The 19,126-nt window shown below is 46.0% G+C and carries 17 protein-coding genes; 4 read left to right on the forward strand and 13 right to left on the reverse strand.

The window, feature by feature from the left end:
* Positions 1-30: 30 nt before the first annotated feature.
* Genes moaCB through moaA form a run of 6 tightly spaced genes read right to left on the reverse strand, consistent with a single transcriptional unit; the run spans position 31 to position 4,571 of the window.
* Positions 31-942: a bifunctional molybdenum cofactor biosynthesis protein MoaC/MoaB gene (gene moaCB, locus SEDOR53_RS0101910; protein WP_026768187.1), complete on the reverse strand. Its 912-nt coding sequence runs from the start codon at positions 940-942 to the stop codon at positions 31-33.
* Positions 943-944: 2 nt separating this feature from the next.
* Positions 945-1,391, reverse strand: a complete 447-nt coding sequence (locus tag SEDOR53_RS0101915) for a molybdenum cofactor biosynthesis protein MoaE (protein WP_026768188.1) — start codon at positions 1,389-1,391, stop codon at positions 945-947.
* Between the two features lie 20 nt (positions 1,392-1,411).
* Positions 1,412-1,642, reverse strand: a complete 231-nt coding sequence (locus SEDOR53_RS0101920; protein ID WP_026768189.1) for a MoaD/ThiS family protein — start codon at positions 1,640-1,642, stop codon at positions 1,412-1,414.
* Between the two features lie 4 nt (positions 1,643-1,646).
* Complete coding sequence (locus SEDOR53_RS0101925; protein WP_026768190.1) at positions 1,647-2,384, reverse strand: sulfite exporter TauE/SafE family protein; 738 nt, start codon at positions 2,382-2,384, stop codon at positions 1,647-1,649.
* Between the two features lie 9 nt (positions 2,385-2,393).
* A complete protein-coding gene (glp, locus tag SEDOR53_RS0101930; RefSeq protein ID WP_026768191.1) occupies positions 2,394-3,578 on the reverse strand; it encodes a gephyrin-like molybdotransferase Glp in 1,185 nt (394 codons plus the stop codon).
* Between the two features lie 12 nt (positions 3,579-3,590).
* On the reverse strand, positions 3,591-4,571 hold the full coding sequence (gene moaA, locus SEDOR53_RS0101935) for a GTP 3',8-cyclase MoaA (protein WP_026768192.1): 981 nt from the start codon (positions 4,569-4,571) through the stop codon (positions 3,591-3,593).
* A gap of 88 nt (positions 4,572-4,659) precedes the next feature.
* Between moaA and SEDOR53_RS0101940 the strand changes: the two genes are divergently transcribed.
* Positions 4,660-4,959, forward strand: a complete 300-nt coding sequence (locus SEDOR53_RS0101940; RefSeq protein WP_026768193.1) for a SelT/SelW/SelH family protein — start codon at positions 4,660-4,662, stop codon at positions 4,957-4,959.
* Positions 4,960-4,975: 16 nt separating this feature from the next.
* Entirely contained in the window at positions 4,976-5,560 is a 585-nt protein-coding gene (locus SEDOR53_RS0101945; RefSeq protein WP_037360378.1) for a molybdenum cofactor guanylyltransferase, read from the forward strand.
* On the opposite strand, the gene SEDOR53_RS19425 is transcribed toward SEDOR53_RS0101945, so the two are convergent.
* The 6 genes from SEDOR53_RS19425 to nirB form a co-directional block, all read right to left on the reverse strand.
* Positions 5,546-7,045, reverse strand: a complete 1,500-nt coding sequence (locus tag SEDOR53_RS19425) for a rubredoxin (protein ID WP_051416449.1) — start codon at positions 7,043-7,045, stop codon at positions 5,546-5,548. The genes SEDOR53_RS0101945 and SEDOR53_RS19425 overlap by 15 nt on opposite strands.
* 6 nt (positions 7,046-7,051) lie before the next feature.
* The gene (locus tag SEDOR53_RS16870; protein WP_037360382.1) at positions 7,052-10,597 is read right to left on the reverse strand and encodes a nitrate reductase; all 3,546 of its coding nucleotides are present in this window, start codon (positions 10,595-10,597) and stop codon (positions 7,052-7,054) included.
* Positions 10,598-10,635: 38 nt separating this feature from the next.
* The gene (locus SEDOR53_RS16875) at positions 10,636-11,934 is read right to left on the reverse strand and encodes a NarK family nitrate/nitrite MFS transporter (RefSeq protein ID WP_051416450.1); all 1,299 of its coding nucleotides are present in this window, start codon (positions 11,932-11,934) and stop codon (positions 10,636-10,638) included.
* A 38-nt stretch (positions 11,935-11,972) separates the two neighbouring features.
* Positions 11,973-12,380 carry a hypothetical protein gene (locus tag SEDOR53_RS0101965; RefSeq protein WP_051416451.1) on the reverse strand — a complete coding sequence of 136 codons (408 nt, stop codon included), beginning with the start codon at positions 12,378-12,380 and terminating at the stop codon, positions 11,973-11,975.
* A 111-nt stretch (positions 12,381-12,491) separates the two neighbouring features.
* Positions 12,492-12,845 (reverse strand): nitrite reductase small subunit NirD, encoded by a 354-nt coding sequence (gene nirD, locus SEDOR53_RS0101970; protein ID WP_026768197.1) that lies wholly within the window; start codon positions 12,843-12,845, stop codon positions 12,492-12,494.
* A gap of 34 nt (positions 12,846-12,879) precedes the next feature.
* A complete protein-coding gene (gene nirB, locus SEDOR53_RS0101975; protein ID WP_026768198.1) occupies positions 12,880-15,375 on the reverse strand; it encodes a nitrite reductase large subunit NirB in 2,496 nt (831 codons plus the stop codon).
* 183 nt (positions 15,376-15,558) lie between these two features.
* On the opposite strand from nirB, the gene cobA reads away from it, so the two are divergent.
* Positions 15,559-16,335, forward strand: a complete 777-nt coding sequence (gene cobA / locus SEDOR53_RS16880) for a uroporphyrinogen-III C-methyltransferase (protein ID WP_037360385.1) — start codon at positions 15,559-15,561, stop codon at positions 16,333-16,335.
* A gap of 37 nt (positions 16,336-16,372) precedes the next feature.
* A complete protein-coding gene (locus SEDOR53_RS0101985) occupies positions 16,373-17,062 on the forward strand; it encodes a Crp/Fnr family transcriptional regulator (protein WP_026768199.1) in 690 nt (229 codons plus the stop codon).
* 5 nt (positions 17,063-17,067) lie between these two features.
* On the opposite strand, the gene SEDOR53_RS0101990 is transcribed toward SEDOR53_RS0101985, so the two are convergent.
* Positions 17,068-19,122, reverse strand: coding sequence for an OPT family oligopeptide transporter (locus SEDOR53_RS0101990; RefSeq protein WP_026768200.1), 2,055 nt, complete (start codon positions 19,120-19,122; stop codon positions 17,068-17,070).
* Between the last annotated feature and the right edge of the window lie 4 nt (positions 19,123-19,126).

The following is a 19,126-nucleotide window of genomic DNA, read 5'->3' on the forward strand; positions in this document are numbered from 1 at the left end:
CGCTTTTTACCGACAAATACTATTAAACTGTTAAGAATGGCGCATTCCTTTTGCCACCCGGAACAGGTGCAAAACATAAGGGAACAATGCATCCATTGTTTCTGCCGCACCTTTGGTGGAACCAGGCAATGTAATAACAAGCGTGTTTTGAATAAATCCTGCTACCCCCCTGGAAAGCATGGCATAAGGTGTTCTTTGCTGGCCATAATTACGCGCTGCTTCCATGATGCCGGGAATCTCCCTGCTGAGTAGCGGACGTATGGCATCGGGTGTAACATCGCGGGGAGACAATCCCGTGCCGCCTGTAAACAGCACCAGGTGATATCCTTCTGATGCTAACTGTTGCGCTTTCTCTTGTATGAGCGCAAACTCATCGGGAATTACTTCATATATGGAAGCCTGCAAATGATATTGTTGTAATTTTTCTACTACCGTTCTTCCGCTGCTGTCTTCTTTCGAACCAGCAGATACTGCATCTGAACAAACGATCACTGCGCAGCGCAGGCTATCGGTGAGTGTTTCATTAAAAGTGGTTTTGCCGCCTTTTTTAGACTCCAGGTGAATGTTGGTTATTTCAATGCCTTTGTCGATAGGTTTCAGCATATCGTACATGGTCAATGCTGTAATCGCAGCGCCATGCATCGCCTCTACTTCAACACCTGTTTTATAAATGGTGCGTACTTCAACCCTGATTATAATAGACAGTTCTTCTACCTGGTATTGTATAGATGCGTGTTCTACCGGCAGCGGATGACAGTCGGGAATCACATCACTGGTTCGTTTGATGGCCAGCAATCCGGCTGCCCTGGAAAATTCGAATACATCGCCCTTGGGAACTGTTTTGTTTTGTACGGCATGGATCGTTAACAGATCAGATACTTTCAATACTGCTACTGCCACTGCTTCTCTCAGGCTGTTCGATTTGGAAGTTATATCTACCATGGTCATTGATTCGTTTTCCATTGATGGGTCTCATCTTCAAACAATTCTTTTCCCCACACAGGTAATTCTGCTTTGATCCGCTCCACCAGTTCGCTGCACGCGTCTGTTGCTACTTTTCTATGCGGCGCAGAAGTAAACACAAACAAACAAATTTCACCGGCCTGCACATTGCCTAAGCTATGCCATACATGCATGCAGGTCAGCGCATATTTTGCAAATGTTTCTTCCCGTATTGCATGCATTTTTTCAATAGCCATTTCTTCGTAAGCGCTGTATTCAATAGCTGTCACTTTCTTTCCGTTGATCACATCAGCCCTTACCTGGCCCAGGAAAATGCTGTGTGCGCCAATATCTGTTTTGGTTTGATGGCTTTGTATTTTCTCTGCTATGAATGAAGCAGCGATCGCTCCGCGCACAAAGGGGTTCTTATATTTCTTTACCTCGTTCATATTTTTATTGCAACCGTTACTCACCCACCGGAAAAAGCAGGGAGCAATGCTACTGTTGCCGTATTGGTAAGGGTTGTATTTTCTGTAATAAGATTTTTGTTCACCGCTATCCTGTAATGCATACCGCTTAATACCGGGAATCGTTTGTTGATTTCCTGCACCAGTTGGTCCGTATCCTTCACATCGGAAATTTCCATTTCCGATGCTGCCGCTTCTGCCAACTGTCCAAATAAAAGCACTTTTGTTTTCATAACATCAACGATGTTCAACCAGTAATTTATAGGATGCGATACATAATACCATGGCCAATGTATATTTTAATACCGTTTGTGTCATGCGCATCGCTCCAATATATGCACCGCATAAACCGCCGGCAAATGCAATGGCCACATACAAATACATATCTCCGTTGAAATGTATTCCATTGGTCATCTGACCCACCAGTCCTGCTATTGAATTAACAAAAATAAACAAAGCGCTGATAGCGGCTGTCTGCTTCATATCGGTCCATCGCAGGAGCAATAAAATGGGGGATAAAATAATGCCGCCGCCAATACCTATCAAACCTGAAAAAAAGCCAAGCAATGCGCCGATCAATAATGACAAACCAATGCTGGATTTTTTGCATTCTACCTTTCCGCTATATTGGAAAAACAAGAAACGGGCAACCGATATCAACAATAAAACACCCAGTATTTTTTTATAGGTAACGGCATTGATGGTGATCAGTCCGCCTATAAATGCCGCCGGCATAGACGCTACCGCCAAAGGCAGAAAGATATTCCATTTGAAATGGCCTCCCCTGTAAAACTGTATAAAAGAAGTAAGGGATACAAAAAGATTCAGCATCAGCGCTGTTGGCTTCATTACATCGGGGGCGATGCCGTACAGCGCCATCAATGCCAGGTAACCACTGGCGCCGCCATGCCCAACCGAAGCATACAGAAAGGCAATTACAAACAAGAGTACATAAAACAAGATCATCGGGTCCATCGTAAAAAATCAGCAGGTTAATAAATGTATTTCAACAAGGCTGCCTTCTTCGCAGCGCTCTGTTTCTTCATCTACTTTAATCAAACAATTGGCTGTTGCAAATGAACGCATCCGGTATGACTCCTGTGCATCCAGCAGCGTCACCTTACTTCCATCATAATATCCTTTCAGGAAATGAGTCAATGCATTTGTTTTAGTATAAACACCCGCAAGAGGTGTGCGAACAACCGGCAACGACAGGTTGCGCTTATTGAGCAAACTGATCGCATCGAGTACATACTCATAAAAACACGTAAGCACCGAAGATGGGTTGCCGGGCAAACCAAATACAGGCTTATTCATTTTGATTCCCGAGTACAAAGGCTTTCCTGGTTTTTGTTTCACTTTATGAAAAAGAGATTCCACTTTGCATGCAGCCGCAGCTTCTGTAACAAAATCATATTTGCCTACGCTTACACCACCCGTGAGTAAAACCATATCGCTCTCATCCAACGCCTGCTGCAACATATTCTTCAAGGTTCTCAGATCATCTTTTGCCCTGTATACTTTTATACTTTCGATACCGAAAAACTGTAATACAGCAACCAATGCATGAGAATTGGATTCATATACCTGTCCGTATTGCAGGGGTTTGCCCGGATCCTGCAACTCATTACCCGTAACGATCAGGCTGATTTCCGGGTTGGGATAAACAGTTGCTTTTTCTATTCCTATTCCTGCCAGAAAACCGATGGATGCAGGCGTAAGCAGGTGACTTTTTTGTATAGCAATTTCACCTGCTTTTATTTCAGAGCCTTTTGGTCTTACATTGGCGCCGGAGCGGATATGTTCGTCCTGCAACGTGAGCGCATCTTGTGTGGCATTGGTTTTTTCCTGCATGATCACCGTATCTGTTCCAGCCGGAACAGGCGCCCCGGTAAAAATGCGGAAAGCTTTACCCGGCATTTTCTTTTTAACGATCCCGCTGCCTGCCGGCACTTCACCTGCAATCCCGAGAGGCTTTCCTGGTTGCCAGTCCTGGAATGCAAAAGCATATCCATCCATGGCCGATTGTGCAAAAGCTGGGATATCGAATGGCGCCTGCAGGTCTTCTGCTAATACTTTTCCGGCAGCATCTGCCAGGTGCATGGTTACCGGCTCCAATGCATGAAAAGCTTGGGCTATTCTTTTTTTGGCTTCTGTTACTGAGATCATCGCAATTTTTTATCAGCCACCAATGGTGATCATGCTTCTGTTCTGGATTGTATTGGCATACAGGTGTTCAAAATCTGTATTGAATTGTCCGCCTAATTCTTTTGCTTTCCCCCATATCGACTGTTGCACCAGCGGCACCACAGGTTCTCCGTTTCTCAAAGCAGTAAGCAGATCGGTTTCTTCTTTCGAGAAAAGACAGTTCTTCATTTTTCCATCAGCGGTGAGTCGCATCCGGTTGCAACCACCACAGAAAGGTGCGCTCATGGTACTGATCACTGCAAAGCTGCCTGCATGCCCCGTAACCTGGTAGGCTTTCGCTGTATCGTTTGGCTTGCCGGGTAAAGCAGTGAATGCATAAGTCTTTTCAATCGTGCGCATCATTTCCTGCCAGGTAACCACTTTATTATTGGTCCACCTGTTACCGGTAAAAGGCATGAATTCAATGAACCGGATATGAACAGGTTCCTGTTTTGTCCATTCAACAAAATCGGTCAGTTCGTCTTCATTCAATCCTTTCATCACTACCACATTGATCTTAACATGGAAGCCCCTGTTCAGCAGCAGAGCAATATTTTGCTTTACCGTATTGAAATGATTTTGCCGGGTGATGAAAAGGAACTTGTCTGCCGACAATGTATCCAGGCTTATATTGATGGAACGGACACCCGCATCTTCCAATACCTGCACAAACTTATGCAGCCTGGTACCATTGGTGGTAAGCGTGAGCGTTACCGGCAATTTCGCGAGTGACTGCAGGATGGCAGTGGCGTCTTTGCGCACCAACGGCTCACCGCCTGTGAGCCTGATTTTTTTCACACCCAGGCTCACAAAAATTTTTGCCAGCTCCTCGATTTCAGCTGCCTGCATCAGTTGTTTGGCTGGAGTAAATACATAATCTTCTTCCGGCATACAATAAAAACAACGCAGGTTGCAATTATCGGTCAGCGAGATACGCAAATAGTCGTGAGCCCTGTTATATTGATCTACCAGCATATATATTCTTTTTCGTCAGCCAGCTCGAATAATCAGTAAATTTATGTAGCCTAAAGGCCCCAACCCAACTTTAATTTATACATTCTATATGAAGCCTACCATTACCATCACTTATTGTCCCAAATGTCACTGGCTTTTGCGTGCCGCTTATATCGCACAGGAGCTGCTCACCACTTTCGAGGCAGAGCTTAAAGCCGTTGCCCTCGAACCCAGCGAAACCAGCGGCGAATTCCATATCAGTCTCAATGACGAAAAAATTTTCGACCGGAAAGAATACGGCGGCTTTCCCGAAATAAAAGAACTGAAGCAAGTTGTAAGGGACCGGGTTAGTCCGGGTAAAAGCCTCGGGCATGCCGATACCAAGCCCCACCATACCGATATCCTTTAACAAAATAGTTCAAATTATGTTGGGTATTATCCTTTGCGGCGGCAATAGTTCCAGGATGGGAAGCGACAAAGGGCTGCTCAAACTGGAAGCCAAAACCTGGGCGCAAACGGCTATCGATAAAATAACACCGCTGGGGATACCCGTTAAACTTTCTGTGAACCAGCAACAATACAAAGATTACACAGCGGTTTTCGATGCTGCCGATCTGGTAGTGGATGCACCTTCACTGGATTTACACGGCCCTTTACTGGGTGTACTCAGCTGCCATCTGCAATATCCGCAAAGGGATTTTTTTGCACTTGCCTGTGATATGCCGCTGATGGAACCTGCTTTGCTCAAAGAACTTCATGAACGATACCAACAGGCGCCTGAAGCAGAAGCCTGTGTTTTTACGAATGACGGAGAGCCGGAACCCCTTTGCGCTATCTACAGTGCAAGAGGATTGGCCAAGATATTGGCGCTGCTACAGAATGGGCATTTGGTCAAACACAGTATGAAGTACATGCTCGATCATCTTAATATTGTTAGCATTCCCATACAACAACACCAGAAAACCTCGTTCCGCAATTTCAATGCACATGCAGAACTAAACGGTTTGTAGTTCAAGCCTGGCTTTTTCAACGCGTGTATAGCTCAATTTATCCGCATCGCATAAAGGGCAATGATAATCTTCATTCAATGATTCGAATGCAGTACCGGGGGCTGCTCCGTTCTCCGGGTCGCCAAACGATTCATCGTATATAGTAAAGCAATGCCGGCATTGGTGTACATAAGATGGCTGGGGTTTTGTGTCCAGTTCCTTTTCTGTCGCCGCCTGTTTTTCCATGATTGCATTTTTATCCGCACGATTATTGTAAAATGCAATCACCAACCTTCTCAACTGTTCGCCTAACAAGAATTTCGGATTGGCCCTACTGAATACAAAGCCGGTGCGTGCATTCGGATTGAAATCGTGCGCACAAAGGATATCATATACATACAGGCATTCCAGCCCCCATAAATTGATCAGTGGCCTGCGGCGTACCAGGACACTGGAGAACACTTCGCTTTTTTTCCTGGTTTTGATACCGATGCATACGCCGAATGTGCGGGTATCTTCATCATTCAATTTTCTAACCAGGTAATTTTTCAATTCCAACCCTTCACGGCAATGGTCTTCCACCTGGAAATTCAATTCATTGGCAGCATGCCGCATGTTCACCTGGTACTTGTTCAGCAATTGATTCCATTTGGGCCGGTCTTTTTCCTCCACTCCTTTAATGATGATCGACTTCCAGGGCGTGGAACAAAGCTGGCCGATCTTGGTATCGAGACAAAGCTTGCAAAGCGCTTTCAAAAAATCAACGGCAAACAATTCGTCACGCCTGTAAATACCCACCCAATATTTATCATTGACCCTATTCACCCCCTCATAGTAAGGCAGGTTGAAAGCAGGCAATGCAGCAGGTTTTTCAGCAGGCTTGGTAATGTATTGCTGTTTCTGAAGCAGTTGCATCAATGCTTCGCCCTTCGCCTGCTTGTTGTCGTAAAATGCTTCTCTGTGCTGAAAGATCAGTTCTTCAATTTCTTTTGATACGCCTGGGATATCATTCGTGTACACCATTTCATTCCATTCATAAATACTGTTGGTCTTGGGGAAGCGGATGAATAAATGCCAGAAATGAAGAGACGTAGTCGAAGCCACCCAATTGATATTGCCCGTAAGCATGGGTGTAAAACTCTGGTGACTGTCTGAGACATTGATCTTGAGCTCGGGCTCATAATCGAGTCCGTCAAATATATCTTTATATACACCCTCACTCAGCCAGGTATTGGTAATGAATATTTCCTCGGCCGGGTAAGAGCTTACGATATTGGGATGTTGTTCATTATCCATGTCATAAGGAATACCCAATTGGCCCAATCCTTCACGAAGTATATGAATGCTATCAGCTGCTGTATTCAACAGCAATTGCTGGCGCAATCCGAAGCTTACATGCAGCACACCAGCCCTCCTAGCTACGACAAGGATATTATAAAGATCGCCCGGTGAGATGATCCCTCCTCTGAAGTTGATCTTGATGGTATGATTGCTTCGTATTCCCATACATGTTTATTTTTCAACCAGCACATTATGTTTTGCCGATGCACCCAAACAATTTTCCAGGATAGCCTTCACTTCCGGCCGGCAACTGCCGCAGCCCATGCCGGCACCGGTAAGCTGGCACAATTGCAAATGGTCTTTGCAACCCTCTTTGATCTTATTGAGCAGGTTACCTTCACCTACGTTGTTGCAACTACATACCAGTTTTCCGATAACAGGCTCTGCGGCTTTGCCGGAACGCAGCAATTGCAGGCGCTTTTCGCTCAGTTCAATTTTTTGTTCGATGAGGTTCCTGAATTCCAGGAACTCAGATTTATCTCCAATGAGGATGGCGCCGATGAGCCGGTCGTTATGAATGATACATTTTTTATAATACCGCTTGGCTTTGTCAATGAATACCACTTCTTCGTAAGCAGGATCATCAGGACATTCCACTTCTCCCAGTGAACAAAGATCGGTTCCGTGCATTTTTAAAATATTCATCAGCAGAGAACCTGTATAGTATTTTGAAATATCACCTGTCAGGTACCGCGCAACAATTTCTGCCTGTTGTTCTGCAGCGGCTGTAATGCCATACAGGAACCCTTTGAATTCCGCTATCTCGCCAATAGCAAAAATGTTGGGATCACTGGTTTGCAGGTATTCATTGACCAACACCCCTCTTTTGCAATGCACACCGCCTGCTTTCGCAATTTCAATATTGGGAACAGTTCCGATGGCTATTACAATAGCCTGGCAGTTCACGATCAATCCGCTTTTCAAACGGATACCCGATACTGTGTTATTACCCAGGAAGCGTTCTATCTCATCATTGTAATAAATCTCTACCCCTTTATCAACCAGCTCTTCATGCAATAATTGACTGCCAAGCGGGTCGAGCTGGCGGTCCATCAGCCTGGATATCCTTTGTACAATAGTCACTTCCACATTCACTTCGCGCAGCGATGCCGCCAGTTCGATACCGAGCAATCCTCCGCCTATAATAACCACCCTGCCATTGGCCCCATCAATATGATCTTTAAAATGATCGGCATCGGTTCTGCTGCGCATGGTAAAGATCCCCTGCATCGCAGGAACATCCCTGAGCATCGCAGCCCTGCTGCCTGTTGCCATGAGCAGCACATCATACGAATGCACACCACCTTTATCGTCGGTAACCAACTTTTTTTCTTTGTCGATATGTGTGATGCTTACCCCACGATGAAGCTTGATATTGTAATGGTATTCTTCTTCATCGGACATTTTCACCAGGTTATCCCAGGGAAGCGTGCCGGTAATATAATCGGGCAACAATACACGGTTGTAAAAAGGAAAGTTCTCCTTGCTGAATATTTCAATCTCGTCTTCTGTATTCAGCATCCGGTAACTTTTCACAAAGCCGCAAGCACCTGCACCCGCTCCAATTACAATGATCTTTTGTTTGGGCTTGGCGTACAATTTTACTTCTACTGCAGAGAATTTAAAATCGGGCTCTTTGCTCTGCGGGTCTACCAGGTTATTCGTGAGGTTATTGGCGCGATTGAGATCATTATTCAACACCTTGCCCCAGTGCATGGGCAGAAACACAACGCCCTGCTTAATATTATCAGACAACCTGGCTTTCACCCGCACATTACCTCTTTCATTGGCGATCTCTACCAGGTCGTTCTCCCTGATCCTTCTTTGTGCAGCATCTTCAGGATGTATTTCGAGAAAAGATTCGGATATGTGTTGCTTCAGCTTGTTCACTTTACCCGTTTTGCTCATCGTATGCCACTGGTCGCGGATACGGCCGGTAGTAAGTATGAGCGGGAAATCGGGACTTATTTTTTCCGACAGGTTTTCATCGGGGAAAGAACGGATGACCGCACGTTGAGAAGCTGTATAAAATTTTTTATCAGTAAAAAGCCTGGCGGTGCCTTGTCCATTAATAGCTTTTGTATAGGGCCATTGCACTGAGCGTTTTTCTTTCAGTATAGCGTGACTGAGGTCGCTGATATCAACATGGGTTCCCTTGGTCAATGCAGCATGTTCGGCAAAGATGGCGGCTGCATTGGGATAATCAAATCCTTTGTATCCCATCTTCTGTGCAAAACGGCAAATGATCTCGGCATCGGGCAGCGCTTCACCGGGAGCTTCTTTTATTTTATGCAGGTAACCAATGCGTCGTTCTGCATTGGTCATGGTTCCTTCTTTCTCTGTCCAGGCAGCAGCAGGCAACACCACATCGGCGTATTTGATCATCTCCGATTGGTGGCTGATTTCCTGTACTACCACAAATTTTGCTTTTTGCAAAGCGGCTTCTGCCTTGCGCACATCAGGTAGACTGATCAAAGGATTGGTGCACAAAACCCATATCGCTTTAAGCTTGCCTTCATTCAGTGCATCGAACATTTCGGTAGCGGTCAATCCGGGTTGAGCCGCGATCTTCCCGGGCATAATATTCCAGAAACGTTCAACCTCGGCACGATGCTGTGCGTTTTGCAAATCGCGATGCGCAGGTAATAAGTTAGACAATCCGCCTACTTCCCTTCCGCCCATGGCATTGGGTTGGCCTGTCAGTGAAAGCGGACCGGAGCCTGGTTTACCAATATGCCCGGTGATAAGGTTGAGGTTGATGAGCGACAGGTTTTTATTCACTCCTACTACGCTCTGGTTAAGTCCCATCGTCCACATGGTAATGAAACCATTCGCGTCAGCGATCATCCTGGCAGCCATCCTGATATCGCTTTCATCTATGCCGCAGATAATCGCGGCTTCTGCAATTGTTCTTTCAAAAACGAACGCCCGGTATGTTTCGAATCCTTCGGTATGGTTTTCAATGAATGCAGGATCGATGTCGTCATTTTCTATGAGCACCCTGCCAATGGCATGATGCAGTGTGATATCCGTTCCGGGATTCAGTTGCAAATGAAGATCGGCGAGTGAACAGGTTTGAGTTTTACGCGGATCGCTTACAATGATCTTGAGGGCAGGATTTTTTTCTTTGGCTTTTTCCACACGCTGCCATAAGATCGGGTGACACCATGCGGGGTTGGCGCCTGCTACAAAGATCAGATCGGCCAGTTCAATATCATCATAACACACAGGCACGCAATCTTCGCCGAGACTCATTTTATAACCGGCCACTGCACTGCTCATGCACAATCGGGAATTGGTATCGATATTATTAGTGCCAATAAATCCTTTCACCAATTTGTTGATCACATAATACTCTTCCGTGAGACACTGGCCTGAAGCATAAAAAGCAACTGCATCGGGCCCGTATTTATCGATCAGTGTTTTGAATACAGCTGCCGTTCTTTCCAATGCATTGTCCCATGAAACCCTTTGTCTTGGCTGGTTTCGGGCATAACGCATTTCAGGATAGAAAATACGGTCGCCGGTATCATTTACCGTATAGTGCAGGTTCCTTCCTTTGCTGCAAAGCTGTCCCCTGTTTACCGGGTGATCGACGTCTCCTTCAACCGTAACCCTTCCAAGCTTATCGGTATCTACTACGATACCGCAACCCACCCCGCAATAACAGCAGGTGGTTGTTTTCTTTCCGGCGCTATTTGTCTTTGTCTCACTCACGGTAATAATTTAAAAAGCAAGCAATCGTTAACAGGCCATCATCTGTATTCCATAGCCATTTTTACCCGAACCCGTTTTTCTTCTTTGGAGAACCTGGTTATCAGCACTATCAGTGATACACCAATAACGATCATTCCAATATAACTGAATGCATCCAGGTAAGTAATGCCTTTGGCTTTGAACAGGAATCCGAACAACATACCACCTACATTGCCTCCGGCACCTACGATACCGCTCACCAGTCCTATATTCTTTTCGTTGATGAAAGGTGTAATGGCATAAGTTGTACCGTTGGCCATTTTAAGGAAGAGTGCAAAAAAGATCATGAAGAAAATGGCCATACCAAAAGAACCCGATTTGGCAAACAGGATCAGGCCGAATCCTTCCAGCAGCAGTACCAGCGACAAAAGAATACCCTTTCCCCACAAACCATAGGCTTTGCCTACTTTGTCGGCAAATAGTCCGCCAAGCGCTCTTGCAAAGAGGTTCATGAATCCGAATAAGCCCGCACATAAACCGGCGGTTCCCTGGCTGAGTTTGTATTCCTGCACAAAATGGAGCGCCGCTACATTGTCGAATGTGATCTCCATGCCAAAACACACCGCATAAGCGAGTGCGAGCGACCATACACGCCAGTCTTTCAGCACGCTGTAATTTTTTGCTCCCTTAACTTTCGGCGCTCTTTCTATTTCATCAAAATTTCCGGCAGGTGTGTCTTTAGTAAAAAAATAATAGAGGAATGCGGCGATGAGCATCAATGAACCCGGAATGATCATCGCATAACGCCAGGCTTCCTGTTTGGTATAGCCCATTCCAACAATAACGGCGAATATTACCGGCATGATCATATTGGTAACACCTCCGCCCAGGTTACCCCATCCACCGGCCACAGCATTGGCCGTTCCTTTGATCTGCGGGGCAAACATCATGGAAGTATGAAATTGGGTGATTACAAAAGAGGCGCCCACAACGCTGATGGCCAGGCGGAACAACAGGAATGAAGTATAGTCGTGCGCAAAACCCACGCACATCACAGGAATAGCGCCCAGCAACAACAAAGCAGTATAGGTTTTTCTTGGGCCCCATATATCGCACAATTTACCGATCAGCAAACGGGCAATAATAGTACCCGATACCGATGCAATGACCACATTGCCTATTTGAGATTTATCGAGGTGAAGGTCTTCCTTGATGGTGGGCATCAAAGGCGCAAGGCCAAACCATCCGAAGAAGCAAACGAAAAAAGTGAACCACGTAATATGAAAACTACGCATCTGGATTCCTTTAAAGGAAAAGATATTGAGTTTGGTGAGTGGTTGATTATTGTTGAGTGACATATAGCTCGGTTATGAAAGGTGAATAAATAAGGACGGCATTAAAACTTAAAACCAACGCCTATTCCCGGATTCCATTTACCATCGCTTGTTGCGGTTTTGTTATTATAATAAAACGGCACTTGCACCACCAGGTGTTTGTAAAAAAAACTGAAGCCAAATCCCGCCGTAGGCATGATCGCCGAATTTTTGGGTGCCCCCGGCGCTGCATTGTCCGCTTTTATACGCATCGTAGGCAGGATTCCAAATCCGAAAGCCCATGGTTTGCTGATGAGCTTGATACAGGGGCCTCCGAAATTGACATAAGCCCCATTGTCTACATATCCGGCTACCGCCATGCCATCCCATACCGTCAGTGCCGGCTTAACGGGTGCCGACTGGGCCCATACGATTTTTGCTGAAAAACACATGAATAATGCACATAAGGTTGTTGCCAATCTTTTTTTCATAATTTTGTCTTGGTTTAAATTGTTACGCAATTTGAATCTTCAACCCCGGCGCGAGCTTCCAATTCGACCGGGGCTTTTATTTTACGGCCTCCCTTTCAAAGAGGCTGTTTGTTACACGATCCCCTCCACCCCAATGAACACATGGCCTCCTTCTATTTTCACGGGATAGGTACGGATGGAGCATTCGTCGTCGCTAAGGCATTCACCCGTTACCAGTGAAAATGTTTTCTTATGAAAGGGGCAAGCCACTTTGGGTACATCGTTTTGCGAACCGATCATACCCCTGCTCAATACCATCTGGCGGCGGTGCGGACATTCATTCTGTGTAGCATACCATTCATTGCGACGGGTAAAATGATAGAGCGCTATTTGCTCTTCGCCGTACTTCACGCATACGCCCCCGTTGGTGGGAACATCTTCTACGCTGCAGGCATGGAACCATGCCATTGTTTCCATTTCTGTCATAGTTGTATTGTTTAAATGATGAATTGAATCATTGTTATTTCCATTCTCTGGCCCTTTTCTGATCCCTCATTTTTTCAAAAGTGATACTGGGATCTTTTTCTTCCGGGGCGTTTATAAAATGGTTGAATCGTTTTCTTATTTCCGGATTTTCGATCGCTTCTTTCCATTCGCACTTATAGCTGTCTACCAATAACTGCATTTCTTCTTCCAGCTTTGCTGCAATGCCCAGGCTGTCATTAACCACTACATTTCTGAGATAGTCGATACCGCCTTCCATTTTATTCAGCCAGGTAGCGGTTCTTGTTAAGGGATCGGCAGTTTTGATATAGAACATCAGGAAACGGTCGATGAAACGGATACAGGTTGCTTCATCAAGATCAGTTGCCAGCAATAAAGCATGTTGCGGTTTGGAGCCACCGTTACCACATACATAGAGATTCCATCCTTTTTCTGTGGCAATGATGCCAAAGTCTTTACTCTGCGCTTCGGCACATTCACGTATACATCCCGAAACTGCAGATTTGATCTTATGCGGAGCCCGGAGTCCCCGGTATCTTTCTTCAACACGAATAGCAAAACTTACGCTGTCGTGCAAACCGAACCGGCACCAGGTGCTGCCCACACAACTCTTAACGGTACGCAGCGCTTTTCCATAAGCATGTCCGCTTTCAAAACCGGCGTCGATCAGTTCTTCCCATATCAGCGGCAGGTCTGATAAATGCGCTCCGAAAAGGTCAATGCGCTGACCGCCTGTTATTTTGGTATAGAGATGATATTTCTTAGCTACCTGGCCTATCACGATCAACTTATCGGGCGTGATCTCACCGCCGGGTATACGTGGTACTACAGAATAAGTACCCCCTTTCTGTATATTGGCCAGGAAACGGTCGTTGCTGTCCTGCGCGGTATCGTTTCCTTTTTTCAGGATCATTTCATTCCACAGGCTGGCCAGGATGGAAGCCACCGAAGGTTTACATAATTCGCAGCCATCGCCTGTTCCCAGTTTATTCAACACATCTTCATAGCTTTTCAATTCGTGCAATTTCACCAGGTCGTACAATTCCTGGCGGCTGTAATGGAAATGCTCGCAGATAACATTGCGGATATATTTACCCTGTGCTTTTAATGTATGATTCACCAGGTCTTTGACCATGGGCAAACAACCACCACAGCCCGTTCCGGCTTTCGTGCATTTTTTGATAGCATCCACTGTTTCCTCGCCATTTTCTACTGCTTTGCAGATAGCTCCTTTGGTCACACTCTCGCAACTGCATATATAAGCGTCATCGGGTAGACTCAATACACCAGCTTCCTGCGATTCTCCGCCTCTTGCACCCAGGATGATGTCTTCGGGATTGGGAGGCAATACGATTTTATTCTTGCAGGTCTGCAGCAACATATTGTATTGTTCAGCATCGCCTACAAGAATACCACCCAGGAGTTGTTTGCCATCTGCACTAATGTTCACTCTCTTGTAAACACCATTGATGCCATCATTAAACACAATGGTTCTTGTTGCACCATCATTGATAAAAGGATTTCCAAAGCTGGCCACATCAACGCCGATTAGCTTGAGTTTGGTGCTCATGTCAAAACCGGCAAAAGTTTTTTCACTATCGGTCAGTTGCCCCACCACCACTTCGGCCATTTCATAACCAGGTGCAACAAGTCCGTAGATCATTTCATTATGCAGCGCGCATTCACCGATGGCATAGATAGCAGGATCGGATGTTTGCAATAAATCATTCACTACAATACCACCACGCGAACCGGTGAGCAATCCGGCAGCTTTGGCCAGCTCGTCCCTGGGTTTGATTCCCGCCGAAATAACCAGCATATCGGATTCAAGGATGGACCCGTCTGCGAATGAGAGACCGGTTATTGCTTCTTCACCCAGGATAGCCGATGTGTTTTTAGCAGTATAGATGGTAAGCCCCAGGGCTTCCAGTTTTGATTGCAACAATTGCGACCCCAGTTCATCCACCTGGCGGGGCATCAGGCGGGGTGCAAATTCTATCACGCTGGTATCAGCGATGCCCAGGTCGAGCAAGGCTTTGGCCGCTTCCAATCCCAGAAGGCCACCACCGATCACAGCACCTTTCCTGGCCCTGCCTGCCCATGCTTTCATTAACTCCAGGTCTTCGATCGTCCTATATATGAATACACCGTTTTTTTCCACTCCCGGTATGGGGGGTACAAAGGCCGATGAGCCGGTAGCCAAAACCAGGTAATCATAATGAATTTCCAGGCCTTTGTGGGAATACACCGTTTTATGATCACGGTCGATCTTCTGTACAGGATCTCCCAAATGAAGCTGGATGTTGTTGGAAAAGTACCAATCGGCGGATGCCATGGAAAGGTCTTCGGCAGATTTGCCGGAAAAAAACTCGCTGAGGTGCACCCTATCATAAGCGGGGCGGCTTTCTTCCCCGAATACGGTCAATTCGAACTGACCATGGGTGTTTTTAGCTACCAGTTTTTCGCAAAACTTATAGCCTACCATACCGTTGCCTACTACCACTACTCTCATAATGCTTAGGGTTAAGAGTGAAATAGTGGCAAACAATCAAATTATAAATAATTCTATGTAATATTGTTTACAGTAAAGAATTATTATTTTGAATCAAAAAGCAATTTCTGTCATAAATTTAGAAACAATTATCTAATTTTATAGTAAACGCTGAAATATTTTTTACATAATTTTTGTAATAATATGAAAATATCAATACCTTCACTTTATCTGGTAGGGGCAGGGCCGGGAGATCCGGAACTAATTACCTTAAAGGCTGTCAAAGTCCTCCGGAAAGCAGAAGTCGTCTTATATGATGCCCTGGCCAATGAAAGCCTGCTCGATTATACCCCTGCGGGCTGTATCCGACAGTTCGTTGGCAAAAGATATGGTTGTCACGCATTGTCGCAGGAGGAAATCAACCAGTTGATCCTGGAATATGGCGGCATTTATCAGCACATTGTAAGGCTGAAAGGCGGCGACCCCTTTGTATTCGGAAGGGCTACGGAAGAGATCAGCATAGCAAAAGCCGCCGGCATGAACATAGAACTCATCCCGGGAATATCCAGCGCACTGGCAGTACCAGCAACACAATTGATTCCCCTTACCTGCCGGGGTATCAATGAAAGTTTCTGGGTTACCACCGGAACCACCCGCACAGGAGAAGTATCGGCCGATATACAATGGGCTGCACAATCCTCTGCAACGGTTGTAATACTGATGGCCATGAGTAAACTCGAAATCATCATGGAAGCATTCAGTTATTATGGTAAAAGGGACACCCCTGTTGCGATCATACAGAATGGTACCACGGCAACCGAAAAAATCGTGATCGGTACAGTAAAAGATATTTTTTTCAAAGCCCAGTATGCCGGCATAAGCAATCCGGCAATAATAGTGGTAGGGGAAGTGGTGAAGCTGCACCCCTCTTTATTGAAAGAAGAACTGATACACCAGCTCACAGCGGCACCTACGGAATAAATGCATTGGTAAATGGTTACGAAAGAAGCAAACCATCATGAAAAAAAACAAGCAGCATTGCGATCTGAAAAGTTGTGTACTCTGTAAACACTGCCTGGGCGACTGGTTACCCGCGATAGATACGAACCGCAAAAGTTTTCACGTAAAAAAAGGAGAGCTCCTGTTCAAAGAAGGAGAAGAAGTTACCGGTATGTATTTTATTCATACAGGCCTCGTGAAAGTGCATAAAAAATGGGGCTCGGAAAAAGAACTGATCCTGCGCATCGCCCGCGACGGCGCCATTGTGGGCCACAGAGGATTGGGCACCGATACCGTATATCCGGTATCCGCTACCGCATTACAACCTACCGATGTCTGTTTCATTGACCTGAATTTCTTCCACACTACTTTAAAAGTAAACCACGATTTTCTTTACCACCTGATGATGTTCTTCGCTGCGGAATTGAAAGAATCGGAAAAGCGCATGCGAAACCTCGCACACATGACCGTAAAAGGAAGGATCGCCCAGGCCCTGCTCACTTTCAAAGAAAAATTCGGCACGAACAGCGAGGGATGTATTGACCTTTACCTCAGTAAACAGGACCTGGCGTCTTACACCGGCACTACCTACGAGACATTGTTCCGTATCATGAATGAAATGACGGAGGAGGCAGCTATTTCAGTGGATGGGAAAAAGATCACCATCCACAACATAGATCTGCTGCACCGTTTCATCAAAGACGAATAAAGCAACTATACCGCCTTTTTCATTGCCACCCGGTACAGTATGATGCCCATCAATGCGAAGAACAAAGCGCCCACCAGGAAATAACCATCCTGTGATAACGCATGACTGATACTGTCTTCCATGCTCACTGCATTCAGGAATCGTTCTCCTTTATCACTTCCGGCAATAAAAGCAATCAACACACCGGCAACAGCGCCACCCGCTACCAATCCCGTTGCAAACAGACTTCCTTTACTCAACTCCTCTTCTTCAGCGCTCAACTGCTTGTTTGCTTTCTTCTGTTTTGCTTCTATAATTCCCCTGATAGCGCCTCCCACGAAAATGGGCAGCGTGGTAGAAAGCGGCAGGTAAACACCAATAGCAAAACTCAATGCTTTCAAACCGCAGAGTTCTACTGTAACAGCCAGGAATATACCCACCATTACATATTGCCAGTCGAGGTTCTGCGACAATATCCCTTTGATCAATGTAGCCATCAATGTAGCTTGCGGCGCCGGGAACTTCTCTGAACCGATCGCATGATGCACCCCTTGCTGTAACATTTCTGTTGAAGGTTTATCCAGGAACTTAACCGTTATACCAATAATAACAGAAGATACAATAGCGCCAATGAACAAAGCGATCTGTTGGTTACGCGGTGTGGCGCCTACCAGGTAACCGCTCTTGAGGTCTTGCGAAGTACCTCCGGCATTGGCTGCGGCAATACAGATCATCCCTCCAACTACCAGCACCAATGGCTCAAACGCTTTACCAGTCCAACCCACACTGAGAAAGATAAGACTGGTGCCCATCACTGTGGCGATGGTCATGCCACTGATGGGGCTGTTCGATGTACCGATCAATCCTACAATGCGTGAAGCTACCGTTACAAACAAAGCGCCGAACAACAATACCAGTATACCAATGAATAATTTCTGGAGCAGGTTATCGCCGGGCACTTGTGGTAATAAAGTAATAACAGCGATCAGGCCAAGACTGCCCAATCCTACTACCTTCAGGCTCAAATCTCTTTCTGTGCGTAACACAGCAGTTGCAGCACCTTCTTCATTGCCAGCCTTCAAAGAAGACAGGCTTCCTTTCACCGATTTTACAATCGTAGGAATGGTTTTGATAAGGGTGATGATACCCCCTGCTGCTACTGCGCCCGCACCGATCTGCCTTACATAAGCATAATAAATGGCAGATGCATAATCACTGAAATGATGCGTAACCGGATCCCACCCGCCTTTACCACCCGGCTTGGTGATATCTGCCAGGTAACCCAGCTTGGCCAGTTGCAATGCAATCACATCCCCCGGAACCAATGTAGACAACAAAGGAATGAACACCATCCAGCTCAACACACTGCCCGCCACCAACACACCGGCAATACGCGGCCCAATGATGTAACCAATGCCAATATATTCAGGTGTGATCTCGCCGCTTACCCTTGCCGAAGGGAAGAATTTATTGATCTGTTTGGTTGCATAATAAGGCGTCTCTGCAATCACGTGCAGTATTTTTTGTAAGAACGCATACAGCAATGCCACCCCCAACCCCCAGAAAGCCGTCTTGGCAAAATCACCGCCTTTCTCACCGGCCTTCAACACATCACCACAAGCAGTTCCTTCGGGATAAGGAAGGGTATCATGCTCATTAACGATCAGGGCCCTTCGCAAGGGTATCATTAACAAAGTGCCTAACAGTCCGCCTACAATAGCCAATACCAATATGGTTAAATAATTGAAGTACTCAGCGCTGGTAGGCGATGAAAGAAAAAGAAAGCCCGGCAGTGTAAAAGCCACCCCGCCTGCAATACTTTCACCCGCAGAACCGGTAGTCTGGATGATATTGTTTTCCAGGATGGTGGTCTTGAGGAATCTTCGCCCCAATGTAATGGCAATAACAGCAATGGGGATGGATGCAGTTACGGTGAGGCCCGCTTTCAAAGCCAGGTACACGGTGGCGGCGCCAAAAATAACGCCGAACAAACTACCCACCAGTATGGACTTAACGGTCAATTCTTTCATATTCGTTTCGGGAGAAACGAAGGGCTTAAAGGTCTTGGAAGATTGAGACATCAAT

This window comes from Asinibacterium sp. OR53 (assembly GCF_000515315.1).
In the GTDB taxonomy this organism is placed as follows: Bacteria; Bacteroidota; Bacteroidia; order Chitinophagales; family Chitinophagaceae; genus Sediminibacterium.

What these genes read in the sequence shown, in the direction of transcription:
- nirB (WP_026768198.1), bottom strand. Translation starts at nt 15,375, where the DNA reads ATGAGAGTAGTGGTAGTAGGCAACGGTATGGTAGGCTATAAGTTTTGC.
- SEDOR53_RS0101985 (WP_026768199.1), top strand. Translation starts at nt 16,373, where the DNA reads ATGAAAAAAAACAAGCAGCATTGCGATCTGAAAAGTTGTGTACTCTGT.
- SEDOR53_RS19425 (WP_051416449.1), bottom strand. Translation starts at nt 7,045, where the DNA reads ATGGGAATACGAAGCAATCATACCATCAAGATCAACTTCAGAGGAGGG.
- SEDOR53_RS0101945 (WP_037360378.1), top strand. Translation starts at nt 4,976, where the DNA reads ATGTTGGGTATTATCCTTTGCGGCGGCAATAGTTCCAGGATGGGAAGC.
- SEDOR53_RS0101940 (WP_026768193.1), top strand. Translation starts at nt 4,660, where the DNA reads ATGAAGCCTACCATTACCATCACTTATTGTCCCAAATGTCACTGGCTT.
- SEDOR53_RS0101920 (WP_026768189.1), bottom strand. Translation starts at nt 1,642, where the DNA reads ATGAAAACAAAAGTGCTTTTATTTGGACAGTTGGCAGAAGCGGCAGCA.
- nirD (WP_026768197.1), bottom strand. Translation starts at nt 12,845, where the DNA reads ATGACAGAAATGGAAACAATGGCATGGTTCCATGCCTGCAGCGTAGAA.
- glp (WP_026768191.1), bottom strand. Translation starts at nt 3,578, where the DNA reads ATGATCTCAGTAACAGAAGCCAAAAAAAGAATAGCCCAAGCTTTTCAT.
- SEDOR53_RS0101965 (WP_051416451.1), bottom strand. Translation starts at nt 12,380, where the DNA reads ATGAAAAAAAGATTGGCAACAACCTTATGTGCATTATTCATGTGTTTT.
- SEDOR53_RS16875 (WP_051416450.1), bottom strand. Translation starts at nt 11,934, where the DNA reads ATGTCACTCAACAATAATCAACCACTCACCAAACTCAATATCTTTTCC.
- cobA (WP_037360385.1), top strand. Translation starts at nt 15,559, where the DNA reads ATGAAAATATCAATACCTTCACTTTATCTGGTAGGGGCAGGGCCGGGA.
- SEDOR53_RS0101915 (WP_026768188.1), bottom strand. Translation starts at nt 1,391, where the DNA reads ATGAACGAGGTAAAGAAATATAAGAACCCCTTTGTGCGCGGAGCGATC.
- moaA (WP_026768192.1), bottom strand. Translation starts at nt 4,571, where the DNA reads ATGCTGGTAGATCAATATAACAGGGCTCACGACTATTTGCGTATCTCG.
- moaCB (WP_026768187.1), bottom strand. Translation starts at nt 942, where the DNA reads ATGGTAGATATAACTTCCAAATCGAACAGCCTGAGAGAAGCAGTGGCA.
- SEDOR53_RS0101990 (WP_026768200.1), bottom strand. Translation starts at nt 19,122, where the DNA reads ATGTCTCAATCTTCCAAGACCTTTAAGCCCTTCGTTTCTCCCGAAACG.
- SEDOR53_RS0101925 (WP_026768190.1), bottom strand. Translation starts at nt 2,384, where the DNA reads ATGGACCCGATGATCTTGTTTTATGTACTCTTGTTTGTAATTGCCTTT.